11 protein-coding genes and 1 other RNA gene are annotated in these 11812 nt (G+C 44.1%); 10 read left to right on the top strand and 2 right to left on the bottom strand.

Translation table 11 applies throughout. The features are described from left to right. The first annotated feature begins 147 nt into the window (after positions 1-147). Together Q0C15_RS01725 and speB are read left to right on the top strand one after the other, a co-directional pair. Complete coding sequence (locus tag Q0C15_RS01725; RefSeq protein WP_110641912.1) at positions 148-537, top strand: translation initiation factor IF-5A; 390 nt, start codon at positions 148-150, stop codon at positions 535-537. Beyond that, positions 495-1406, top strand: coding sequence for an agmatinase (speB, locus tag Q0C15_RS01720; RefSeq protein WP_297215317.1), 912 nt, complete (start codon positions 495-497; stop codon positions 1404-1406). Before Q0C15_RS01725 ends, speB begins: the two co-directional genes overlap by 43 nt. A gap of 278 nt (positions 1407-1684) precedes the next feature. Here the strand turns inward: speB and Q0C15_RS01715 are convergent, their stop codons facing one another. Together Q0C15_RS01715 and Q0C15_RS01710 are read right to left on the bottom strand one after the other, a co-directional pair. Then, positions 1685-2215 carry a 50S ribosomal protein L16 gene (locus Q0C15_RS01715; RefSeq protein WP_110641908.1) on the bottom strand — a complete coding sequence of 177 codons (531 nt, stop codon included), beginning with the start codon at positions 2213-2215 and terminating at the stop codon, positions 1685-1687. Positions 2216-2279: 64 nt separating this feature from the next. Continuing rightward, positions 2280-2525: a hypothetical protein gene (locus Q0C15_RS01710; protein WP_297215314.1), complete on the bottom strand. Its 246-nt coding sequence runs from the start codon at positions 2523-2525 to the stop codon at positions 2280-2282. Between the two features lie 191 nt (positions 2526-2716). Here Q0C15_RS01710 and gyrB point away from each other — a divergent pair, with 191 nt between their 5' ends. The 8 genes from gyrB (at position 2717) to Q0C15_RS01670 (ending at position 11636) form a co-directional block, all read left to right on the top strand. Next, positions 2717-4642 carry a DNA topoisomerase (ATP-hydrolyzing) subunit B gene (gene gyrB / locus Q0C15_RS01705; RefSeq protein ID WP_297215311.1) on the top strand — a complete coding sequence of 642 codons (1926 nt, stop codon included), beginning with the start codon at positions 2717-2719 and terminating at the stop codon, positions 4640-4642. 10 nt (positions 4643-4652) lie between these two features. Beyond that, on the top strand, positions 4653-7034 hold the full coding sequence (gyrA, locus tag Q0C15_RS01700; RefSeq protein ID WP_297215310.1) for a DNA gyrase subunit A: 2382 nt from the start codon (positions 4653-4655) through the stop codon (positions 7032-7034). A 53-nt stretch (positions 7035-7087) separates the two neighbouring features. Further along, a complete protein-coding gene (locus Q0C15_RS01695; RefSeq protein ID WP_297215309.1) occupies positions 7088-7708 on the top strand; it encodes an isochorismatase family cysteine hydrolase in 621 nt (206 codons plus the stop codon). Positions 7709-7749: 41 nt separating this feature from the next. Then, positions 7750-8949, top strand: a complete 1200-nt coding sequence (locus Q0C15_RS01690; protein ID WP_297215308.1) for an extracellular solute-binding protein — start codon at positions 7750-7752, stop codon at positions 8947-8949. A 102-nt stretch (positions 8950-9051) separates the two neighbouring features. Continuing rightward, positions 9052-9846 carry an ABC transporter permease gene (locus Q0C15_RS01685; RefSeq protein ID WP_297215307.1) on the top strand — a complete coding sequence of 265 codons (795 nt, stop codon included), beginning with the start codon at positions 9052-9054 and terminating at the stop codon, positions 9844-9846. 12 nt (positions 9847-9858) lie between these two features. Then, entirely contained in the window at positions 9859-10761 is a 903-nt protein-coding gene (locus Q0C15_RS01680; protein WP_297215306.1) for an ATP-binding cassette domain-containing protein, read from the top strand. 190 nt (positions 10762-10951) lie between these two features. After that, positions 10952-11246, top strand: an RNA gene (rnpB, locus tag Q0C15_RS01675) — RNase P RNA component. A gap of 42 nt (positions 11247-11288) precedes the next feature. Next, a complete protein-coding gene (locus tag Q0C15_RS01670; RefSeq protein ID WP_297215305.1) occupies positions 11289-11636 on the top strand; it encodes a tRNA-binding protein in 348 nt (115 codons plus the stop codon). The last annotated feature ends 176 nt before the right edge of the window (positions 11637-11812 follow it).

Genomic DNA, 11812 nt, shown 5'->3' with positions numbered 1-11812 from the left:
ATAAAAGTGGTCTGGATTCGGATGAAAAATTCTTATGATCTTTGATTAAACACAACTTTCATGAATTTAGGATGCGAGGGAGTTCATTCGGCCAGTCATTACGGTAAGAAAGTATTTAAATGGTAATAAAATTAGGGGCAGATATTAATGAGCTGGCAAGAAGCTGAAGTACGAGAACTCAAAGTAGGAAGATACATACTGATAGATGATGCACCATGCAAGATCGTAGAAATAACAATGTCTAAACCAGGTAAGCATGGCGAAGCCAAGGGAAGGATCGTGGCCATAGGGGTGTTTGATAATCAGAAGCGGAGTGTTGTCTACCCCGTGAAGCACAAGGTAAAGATACCGATAATAGAAAAGAAGAACGCACAGGTTCTGTCCGTTCAGAACAACGAAGTTCAGCTCATGGACTCGGAAACGTTCGAAACCTTTGTCTTGCCTTTGGATCCAGAGATCGCCGACAAGGTCAAACCAGGAATGGAGGTGCCCTATTGGGAAACAATGGGGATGCGAAAGATCATGCTTCAGAACTGAGGGATCTTTTATCACTTAAGAAGATCGCGGACGCCAAATATGAATATGAGGAAAGCGATTATGTGATATTCGGCGTCCCTTTCGATAACACATCGAGTTACAGACGAGGATCCAAGTATGCTCCAGACTCCATAAGGTCAGCCTATGTTAATCTCGAATCCTTCGAATTTTCGTATCATTTCGATCTGTTGAAGGCAAAGATTGCCGATCTCGGTGACATGGAAGAATCTGAAGATGTTGAATACATCGTGGATCAGGTTGAACGCATAACCAAGATGATATTCAGTGATGGAAAGATCCCGATAATGCTTGGCGGTGAGCATTCTATAACTGTCGGTGCAGTGAGGAATCTGCCTAAGGATGTCCATATGGTTATCATTGATGCGCATTCAGACTTTAGAGACTCTTACATGGGCAATAAATTCAATCATGCATGCGTGACAAAACGTTCTCTTGAGATACTTGGACCTGGAAGGATAACATCTATTGGCACAAGATCAGTATCTCTCGAAGAATATCAGGATCCCGACTTTGATAAGGTTGAGTTTATTCCATCATTCAACGTTAAGGAGTACGGTATAGACAGATACATCAATGAGATCGAAAGGAAGTATGATAAAATATATATCTCGATAGATATGGACGGTATCGATCCAGCGTACGCTCCAGCTGTTGGAACTCCAGAGCCATTTGGCCTGGCAGATTACGATGTTAGAAGGATCATTGAGAGGCTCTCCTATAAGACCATCGGTATGGACATCAATGAATTTTCACCACTCTACGACAACGGAAATACATCGATGCTTGCAGGAAAGTTGATTCAGGTTTTCATAGCTAGCAGGGAGAGATATCGTATAGAGCACATCTAGGATTTTATAAGCAAAATTGTAAGTTTGAGTGAAGCAGTAAGGCCTTTCTCCGAACAGGAGATACACGAACTTACCCAATATAAAAATTTTATAAATTTTGTATGATCTATAAGAACAGGGCTTTTACAGTCTGAATATATGTCTGCATACGTCACGGTATAGATCCTATACTGAATAAGATGTAAAGGGGGATATCACTTTGTAAAGAAGAAGCTTCAAAAATTTTGGTTGAGGAGCAGCTCACCGACTGAAAATTGATAAAACAGGGATATCTGAATCTATATCCCCAGCGAACCGGCGATCTCCTTGCCCTTTGTTATCACAACTTTGCATGGTGTTGGAAGTTTTATCGCAGCCTTCCGGAGAGCCATTTTCAGCTCCTTTGCGTGCGCCTCATCTGTTCTGGCTATCATTATGACATCGTCAGGATAAACCCTGGCTGCGGTTCCTACAGGTCTACCAAACGCAGCTCTCATACCGCTTGATATACGGTCAGCACCAGCGCCGGTAGCCATCTTGTGTTCCCTCAGCACATGATGAGGATATGGGACTACCTTTAGATAGAAGTAATCAAGGCCAGCGGCCTCCGTCATCCTCCTGTTCACTGAGACCCTTGCAGCCTCCAATGCAGTATGCCTTATCTGGCAGGGCTCCTCGGCGACGAGTCTCATTTCTATTGGAAAGTCCTTTTTCTGATTTCCCTGAACGAAGGTCGTGATCTTTGGATATGGAACACCGCCCATGAACTCCTTTCTAGTATAGGCAGGGCCGGTTATGCGCGAATACATTCTAGCAGGCTTAGTTACCATAAATACACCTTTCTGACAGCTAATTATAAGCGGATATTTAATTTTTGGGTGGGCATCGACGCCTTCACTGGGTTTTTCTCAGTATAACTGCGACTTCCCCATCGTTCTCCTCAACATCGATCAGCTTGAACCTGGAAGTTCTCGCCAGTCCTTCGTAGACATCTCTACCGAATGGGAATTTTTCCTTTAAAAGCAGGACCTTTACATCCTGTCCCGGTTCCAACTGGAATGAGAGTCCCTTCAGCGTGCTTTTAAGGTAGTTGAATGGATCGCCTCCACATGTTATGTTTCTCTGATCCTCAACGATCATATATTGCATATTCAATGCCTCTATTTATACTGTGAGCAAGTTGATCGTCAGACTTATTGAAAGGGCGAGACATTATGAACCTGTATGCTCTAAATATGTATCAGAAAGATGGAAAATATTAGAAAAAACTATGAAATTTCACCTTTCGACGATCTAAATATTAATATGGAAACAACAAATAGGGACTGGAAATGACTGAGAACAATTACGATTCTTCGCAAATACAGATACTTGAAGGGCTTAAAGCTGTTAGAAAAGTGCCTGGGATGTATATAGGATCCACGGACACAAGGGGCCTCCACCATCTTGTGTATGAGGTCGTGGATAACAGTGTGGATGAATCTGTAGCTGGATATTGCAGCAGGATATATGTTTTGATGGGTAAGGATGGGTCCATAACAGTTGAGGATGATGGAAGGGGTATACCTGTGGATATCCATCCAAAATATAATAGACCTGGTCTGGAGATTGTGCTGACAGAACTTCACAGCGGTGCAAAATTTGACAAGAAGGTATATAAGATAACAGGAGGACTGCATGGTGTTGGAGTACACGTTGTGAACGCACTCTCAAAAAAGCTGATCGCAGTGGTAAAGCGAGATGGCAAGATCTATTATGACATCTTCGAACAGGGAATCCCAGTTTCTGGTCTGAAGATAGCCAATGATATATCGGATATTGAGAGGCTTGGTATAAACATAAAATTCCCAGATCATGGAACAATAATAAAATTCTATCCAGATCCTGAGATATTTGAAGTTACAGAATTCTCATATGATACAATCCTCTCCAGGCTCACGGATCTCTCGTATCTTAACCCGCAACTGACCATCACGTTGAGAGACGAAGCCACCGGAAGGGAGGATGTGCTCCATCATGAGGGCGGCCTAACTGAGCTTGTGAAGCATCTGGCGGAGGGAAAGGAAGCTATAATTGATCCGCTTTATCTGAAGGAAGAGGTCGACAATCACATGGTGGAATTTTCGCTTCTTTACACCACCGATGTGCAGGAGGTGCTGATGTCCTTTGTCAACAATATAAGCACTCCTGAAGGCGGCACTCATGTGGCAGGCTTCCATCAGGGGCTCTCAAGAGCAATACAGGATTATGCCAGAGCCAACAATAAGATAAAAGGCGTTGAGGATATAACGGGCGACGACGTAAAGGAAGGCGTAATAGCTGTACTGCATGTTAAGATGCAGAATCCCCAGTTTGAAGGCCAGACCAAGGCCAAGCTTGGAAACAGTGCTGTAAGGGGCATAGTGCAGTCGGTGACCTCGAAGTTCATGAGAACCTTCATGGAGACCAATCCTCATGTTGCAGACGTTATCATAGGCCGTGTACTTTCGGCCGCAGCGGCAAGGGAAGCGTCAAGAAAGGCCAAAGAATTGGTAAGGAGAAAATCGGCTCTGGAAGGCGGTGGGCTTCCAGGGAAGCTTGCTGACTGCTCTTCCAACGATCCGAATAATACAGAACTGTACATAGTGGAGGGTGACTCTGCTGGAGGATCCGCAAAGCAGGCGAGAAACCGGCAGTATCAGGCTGTTCTTCCACTTCGTGGAAAGATACTGAATGTGGAAAAGGCCTCTGATATGAAGGTCGTTGAAAACGAAATAATACATGACCTTGTCGTCGCCATAGGCACGGGAGTGAAGGAGGATCTGAATCCAAAAAAGCTAAGATACGGCAAGATAATAATAATGACGGATGCAGATGTTGACGGCGCTCATATAAGGACTTTGCTGCTCACATTCTTTTTCAGGTATGCAAGATCGCTCATCGAGAACGGCAACGTCTTCTTTGCCGAACCACCTCTTTATAGAATACAGAAGGGGCAGAATGTGAAATACGTTTATTCCGATGAGGAGAAGGAACAGGTGAGTAAGGAGTTCGGGCCAAACGCAATAATACAGCGGTTCAAAGGACTGGGTGAAATGAATCCGGAGCAGCTATGGGAAACGACGATGAACCCTAAGACCAGGAAGCTTGTACAGGTGACCATAGAGGATGCAGAGGAAGCTGAGCGTATATTCACTATTCTGATGGGTGAAAAGGTAGAACCCAGAAGGAAGTTCATAGAAGAGAATGCAGTTTATGCGGAGAACATAGACCTCTGAGGTGTGATGTATGGAAAGGAGAGCCGTTGAGGTTGAGATAAGAAAGTCGTATCTCGAATACGCGATGAGCGTGATCGTAAGCAGGGCAATACCGGATGTCAGGGATGGTCTAAAGCCAGTGCAGAGGCGTGTTCTTTATTCAATGAGAGAGCTTGGTGTAACCCATGATAAACCTTACAAGAAGTGTGCAAGAATCGTTGGTGAAACCATGGGTAAATACCATCCTCATGGTGACATGGCCATATATGATGCGCTGGTGAGGATGGCGCAGGATTTTTCCCTTAGATATCCTCTGGTCGATGGTCAGGGAAACTTCGGTTCGATAGATGGGGATTCTCCAGCTGCAATGAGATATACGGAGGCCAGGCTCACACAGATAGCAGAGGACATGATGGATGATATTGATGAGAATACAGTGCCATTCAGGTTGAATTTTGATGGCACTCTGTCTGAGCCTGAATATCTCCCGGCGAAGATACCGAACCTTCTTGTCAATGGAAGTTCGGGCATAGCTGTTGGAATGGCAACGAATATGGTGCCGCACAATCTCGCAGAGATATCGGATGCAATACTGTATGAGGTTGATCACAGGGATGCACCAGTAGACGATCTGCTCAAGTACGTCAAGGGTCCCGATTTTCCCGGAGGCGGTATAATCTTCTATGGAAAGGAACTCATAGATGCCTACAGATCGGGTAGGGGTAAGGTCATAGTACAGGGCGAGGTCGATCTCTCAGAGGATCGAAGAATAATAATAAAGAGCATACCCTATGGCGTCAATAAGGCAGATCTTGTACAATCCATAGCGGATCTGGCCAAGAATGAGATAATAAAGGATATAACGGATATAAAGGATGAGAGCGACAGGAACGGCATTAGAATAGTGGTCAGGGTGAGGGATGATGATATAAAGCCGCTAGTCCTCAACCAGCTCTATGAACACACCGCACTCGAAAGCAGCATAGGAATAATAAATCTGGTGCTAGTGGGCAATCAGCCCAAGCTGATGAACCTCAAGGAGCTCATAGATTCATTCATAGATCACCGGCTTGACGTCATTCTAAGGAGGTCCCAGTACAGGCTTGACAAGAAAAAGGAAAGGCTGGATGTTCTGACCGGCATTCTGACGGCTATAGAGAATATAAATCGTGTTGTGGAGATCCTTAAATCGTCGAAGGATACCGATCAGGCAGGGAATTTGCTCAGGAAGGAATTTGAACTCAATGACAGGCAGATAAAGGCCATACTGGAGATGCGTCTCCAGCGGCTTGTCAATATGGAACAGGAATCTGTACGATCAGAAATATCGCAACTTGAAGCTGATATAAGAGATCTGGAAGAGACCATACTTTCTGAGGAGAAGCGGGTAAAGGTATTCAAGAGTGAGATGGAGGAGATAAAGAGAAAATATGGTGATAAGAGGCGGTCGAAGATAAAGTTCAGAGGCGTGACGGAGAGGACAACGGAGGATCTGATTCCGAACGAAGAATCCATTCTCATGCTGAGCTATGGCGGCTTGGTGAAGCGCGTACAGGCAGACGAATACAGATCTCAGCGCAGGGGCGGCAAGGGCGTCAGCACTTCTATGAAGACTTCAGATAGTATAAAGAGCATGATTCATTGCTTCTCTCACGATACGGTTTACTATTTCACCAATACTGGCAGGGTTTTCAAATCGAAGGCCTATGAGATACCAAAGAAGAGCAGTACCTCTCTTGGCGTATCAGCTGCTGCTTTCCTGAAGCTTTCCAATGGAGAAAGGGTCACTGAGATCATGAAGGCACCGCCGGAAAAGGGATACTATCTGATCCTCGTTACAAGGGACGGATCGGTAAAAAAGACTGCGGCTGATCCTGTCTTTGATTCAAAGAGTTCCGGGATCAAGATCATAACGCTTGATGAAGGCGATGAGCTTGTGTCTGTATCATATACGGCTAAGGATCAGAACATATTCGTATTGTCGTCAAAGGGTAAGGCGTCAGTGTTCAACACCTCGGAGATAAGGGAAACTGGGAGAACAAGCATGGGCGTAAGATCCATGCGCCTGAATGAGGGAGACCAGATCCTCACAGCTTTCGTCGTCAATGAGGATGAGGATATTCTGAGCATATCCGAGAAGGGGTATGGAAAACGTACCAGCATCTCGGAATTTCCAATACATCATAGGGGATCATCCGGCGTGATGGTGTATAGAGATACTGAGAGGACAGGCAAGGTAAGTCATGCGATACCGGTGAGCAGCGATGACGAGGTCATACTTGTATCGATGAATGAGAAGACCATCAGAATAAAGGCATCGGAAATTCCAGAGACATCCAGGGTAACATCAGGCGTAAAGCTGATGGATATAGACGATAATGACAGGATAATAGCCGCAGCTGTGATTAAATGACATATAAATATTTCATTGAAAAATCTTAATATCAATTCTTTTATTCATATTTTATGGTTATAGAAGGAAAAATATATGAAAATCTGAAAGAAATGGTAAGCCCTGACCATTCGATCCTTGTCGTCTGGGATGTCCAGAACGCACTTGTTAACGGAATATTCAATAGGGATCAGTTTGTCTCATCTCTGAAGAAACTTATAGGTGAGGCAAGACATCATCATATACCGATACTCTATACGAAGATCACCCCGTTACCATTCGAATATGAGTCCGGCTTCAGATTGTATTCCTCTATGAAGAGATATGGCGTTTCTGATCCGAAGAAGATCAGTTTCATGAAACCCGGATCACCAGAATCTGAAATCTATACCGATCTAGCGCCAGATGATGGTGATATGGTGGTGAACAAGAACACAGCCGATATTTTCATCGGTACAAACGTAGAGCTTATGTTGCATAATGCGCATATAGACACAGTTATATTCACCGGCATAGCCACTGAGTTTGGTATAGAATCATCAGCCAGAAGTGCAGGAAACAGGGGTTTCTATCCAGTGGTTGTAGAGGATTGTGTTTCATCCTCCAACAGAGAGATGCATGAAGCAGCCCTGAAAGTTTTGAAGACGCAGGCCATTGTGGCCCAGTCTGAGGAAATTATTAACACCTGGAAATAAAATAAGCAAACTTTTTTAGTTATTTACGATATTAACTAATTATGGAAAATCCAATAAAACCCGCCTCAACTAAATGGGTCGGCATATCTGTCGTCCTTCTTGTTGTGGGAATAGTGATAGGCTTCGCCGCCGGGCATTATACCGTTTCTGCGCCTTCGAAGCCAGCCATAAACACTTTTGCTGCAGGTTCTCTGAAATACGCTCTAGGGAACGATTTCAATCCTGAGTTCACAAATTTGACAGGGGTGCGTGTGGGTATGACATTCTCTGGTTCTATAAGCGGTGCCAGGGAGGTGCAGGAAGGCAAGAACTACAGCGTATTCATCTCAGCGTCAGCTCCTATACTTTATCAGGATCTTATGAATCAGACGCATTACGCCTCATGGCAGATCATCTTCTCAGCTAACGAGATGGCAATAACATGGGTTAACAGCAAATATTCGATACCTTCGAGCTATCCTTATTGGTTCGAGAATATAACCAATAATAGTGCAATAGTGGCAGCGTCAAACGCCTCTCTGGACCCAAGCGGTTTCCAGGCCATAGAGACCATGAAACTGGCCGGGGTACTTTACACAGGCTGGAATAATGATACTGTTATTAAAGGAAGTGAACCGGTCAGTTACTATGTTAAACTTGCATTCAACAACAACTTCACCGAATACATGAATTATAATAGGGCTTACAACAACTGGTTCCATGGCAAATTTGGATATCCGGTAAACGATTCCATGGCGCTATACCATCAGATATTCATATCGAAGTATCTCAATGGCACAACAAAACTTACCACCGTTGAAATAGGACTTGACGGATATCTGACAGCAGGAACAGCAGACTACGCTCTGACTTACGTCTCGCAGGCCATAAACCAGGGACTGGACTACTATCAGAATTCTACAGGTGCAAACGGACTTCCAACGTGGATAAACCTTGGCAGCGTCAACAAGACCGTTGACGACTTCTACGAACAGATAAATGAAAGCGGTCCAGCATGGGATAACGTGGGCAACCTTCCAGGTGCGCCAATATTCTACAGCGTCACCGTAATAAACAACTACACGAATCCATATGCGATACAGTATGTTTACGACCTGATAACCGGTCTTGGACAGCACTACCTCTCCATGAGCAAATTCGATCCGCTATCGCAGCCATTCTATGTGGGCAATGTGCCAAGTCAGCTGAAGGGCCTGGTGGTTACGCCACCATCGTATCTGCCAGTATCTTCATATGACTGATTCATCATTTTTTATATAATATTATATTTTTTACACAATTGTTCTGAAGTGCGCATGCGTAAATATGTTGAAGACGATCACTTATAGAGGTGTTTCTGCGAGATGAGAGGGCGTCTTTCGTATCTGTTTGTGCCGGTGTTTGTGATATACCTTCTTGTACTCATCATACCATTGATAAGAGCCCTCACCTATTCATCCCTGTCTGAGATCTTGACTGATCTGCACTCAGGCATCTTGCCGTCCATAGAGTACACCTATATTGTCTGTGCATTCGTTGCGGTTCTTTCTGTCATGGCGGCTGTACCATACGCATATACGATGTCCAGACACAGATCAGCAGTGTTCAAGGCTGTCGACAGCGTTGTGGAGATTCCGATTATGATACCGCACACGGTCGTCGGAATAATAATGCTTCTCACGTTCGAACCTTCAATGCCCATAGGCCACTTACTGTCGAAGTACATACCAGGCTACTCGTTTGATGACACACTTTTCGCGGTGATAATAACGCTTTTCTTTCTGTCTTCTGCATACTCCATAAGGGAGGTCGGTGTAAGCTATCAGCGTAACGTGGTGGATTATGAGGATGTCGCGAAGACTCTTGGAATTGGTGAAGGCATAAGCTTCTTGATAATTTCGATGAGGCTTCTGGCAAGATCGATGATAAAGGGCTTCCTTCTGTCCTGGGCCAGATCTGTTTCGGAGGTTGGAGCGATATTGATAGTTGCATACTACATCTTTCCAAGTTTTGTGAAGCTTGCAGGAGTCTTCATATATTCCCAGTGGCTCGGTTACGGCCTCGATCCTGCAGCCGCTTCATCCGCAATACTGATACTCACAGGCATAGTTGTGACCGGTGTTTTCAGGATTGTGGAAACTGTCGGGATACGTTCTTAGGGTGTGGCTGGAATGCTTGAGATAAATAATCTTCATGCAAGTCTGGGAAAATTTGTTCTCAATGTCGATCACTACAGTACACGAGGAAGGAAAAATTTCATAATGGGCGAGAACGGAGCAGGCAAGTCATCCTTTCTCAAAGCGATCTCTGGAATAATAGATTCAACAGGGGAGATCATACTCAATGGGGATCATGTTGAAAACCTGCCGCCATGGAAACGCAGGATAACCTATATACCACAGAATCTTCTCCTCTTTCCGCAGTACAATGTGAAGCAAAATCTTGCGATTTCGATAAGATACGGCCATGGTGATTACGATATATATAAGGAGGTCGTGGATCTCATGCACCTCAGCGATCTTCTCGATAAGAATACCTGGGAACTATCTGGAGGTCAACAGCAGAGGGTGGCTGTTGCAAGAGCTGTGATATCAAAACCGAAACTGCTTCTGATGGATGAGCCGTTCTCAATGCAGGATGAGAGATCAAGGATGTCAATGGTGATAAGCGTTGCCGAACTTCTGGAGAGATACGATATAGATTACATATATGTGACTCATAACTCACGGGATCTTGAACTTGGTTTTGATACTCTATCCGTTATGTCCAATGGCAGGATAATTGAATCCGTAAAGAGCGTTGAGGATCTTCGGTATTATGAGAGCGTTTCTCTGCTTGACTTTCGCAATATAGTTCGCATCGATGGAAAGTACTACAGGCTGAGCGAACGTTCTGTGATACCGTCTGATAAAGGGTATCCGGCAAGCTGCAATCGATCCGGAGAAGGATATGTGTGCTCCGTCAGAATTGGTGACGAGAACTACTTCATAACATCCAGTGTTATGGCTGATCACTTCCAGTTCGATCTATCATCAGCCAGTGAGATGATTTCCTTAGGTGAGTCCGGGGCATAGATCCATATTGCAGTTGATTATGAACTCTGGAATCCATTCTTTATGGAGGCAATGATAAGCATAAAGATGCAGATGTAAGGTCGTATTGCTTATATATATCTATTTCTGCAAAATTGAAATTCAGGGCTTTAACCAGAGATCAGATAAATATAAGTGTGAGGGATAATGATAAGCTGGAAACAGCAGGCGGGAAAGCGCGAGGGCAGCTGACGCCCTTGAGGTGAGGAAAGTCCCCCCTCCACGGCGGTATCCGACCAGCGCAAGCTGGTATCCTGAGAAGGATGGTAAAGGCAAAAGAAATTTACGGTCTCCGGTTAAGGATGATTCCGAAGGGATGACGTTTCCGGAAGTGACGATGGAATATCTTCCTGGATGGAGAAAGTCTAAAAAGATCCTGTGAGTCTGCTGCGAGGATCGGGTAAGACGAATAGTCGAATGCTGCCTACCCATAAGGGGAAACAGAAAGGGGCTTACTACGTGCATTCCATTTCTCATTAAGTTTTTATATTTTTCTTTATTTTAATAGTGTGAAAAGAAAAGATGAAATAATTCCAGACATATTTTTTAAAGTGGATATACGTGTGGGAACAATTTTGGATGTTTATGAATTCCCGGAAGCCAGAAAGCCAGCCTATAAGCTCAAAATAGATTTCGGTCCAGAAATCGGTATAAAGCAGACCTCTGCCCAGATAACCAATTACAGGAAAGATGATCTGAAGGGAAGAAAGGTAATTGCTGTTGTCAACTTTCCCGTAAAGAGAGTTGCAAACTTCAATTCTGAGGTTCTTGTCCTTGGGGCAGTCACCGATGAAGGTGTTAAATTATTATCCGTTGATACTCCGGAAAGCATAAAAGACGGGACTGTTATAGCTTAATACCATAATTCAGAGGATATGCATGACTTAAGAACATTGCTGGATATGATACAGCGTCATTCTTAATATCTGGAAAGCTAAAAATACACCGGATATTCCATAAAATGAGTGCTGTTTGTATATTATTCTGATATGATCCTGAATCTTAACTGTCTCAATTATTTGGTTTCCCTGAA

The sequence above is a fragment of the Thermoplasma sp. genome, from assembly GCF_023256435.1.
In the GTDB taxonomy this organism is placed as follows: domain Archaea; phylum Thermoplasmatota; class Thermoplasmata; order Thermoplasmatales; family Thermoplasmataceae; genus Thermoplasma.
Note: the sequence above shows the minus strand (reverse complement) of the source record. Positions and strands in the feature narration are given on the sequence as shown.

Excerpts from the sequence above, each read along its gene's own strand:
- Q0C15_RS01725 (WP_110641912.1), top strand. The coding sequence starts at position 148 with ATGAGCTGGCAAGAAGCTGAAGTACGAGAACTCAAAGTAGGAAGATAC.
- Q0C15_RS01715 (WP_110641908.1), bottom strand. The coding sequence starts at position 2,215 with ATGGTAACTAAGCCTGCTAGAATGTATTCGCGCATAACCGGCCCTGCC.
- Q0C15_RS01710 (WP_297215314.1), bottom strand. The coding sequence starts at position 2,525 with ATGATCGTTGAGGATCAGAGAAACATAACATGTGGAGGCGATCCATTC.
- gyrB (WP_297215311.1), top strand. The coding sequence starts at position 2,717 with ATGACTGAGAACAATTACGATTCTTCGCAAATACAGATACTTGAAGGG.
- gyrA (WP_297215310.1), top strand. The coding sequence starts at position 4,653 with ATGGAAAGGAGAGCCGTTGAGGTTGAGATAAGAAAGTCGTATCTCGAA.
- Q0C15_RS01695 (WP_297215309.1), top strand. The coding sequence starts at position 7,088 with ATGGTTATAGAAGGAAAAATATATGAAAATCTGAAAGAAATGGTAAGC.
- Q0C15_RS01690 (WP_297215308.1), top strand. The coding sequence starts at position 7,750 with ATGGAAAATCCAATAAAACCCGCCTCAACTAAATGGGTCGGCATATCT.
- Q0C15_RS01685 (WP_297215307.1), top strand. The coding sequence starts at position 9,052 with ATGAGAGGGCGTCTTTCGTATCTGTTTGTGCCGGTGTTTGTGATATAC.
- Q0C15_RS01680 (WP_297215306.1), top strand. The coding sequence starts at position 9,859 with ATGCTTGAGATAAATAATCTTCATGCAAGTCTGGGAAAATTTGTTCTC.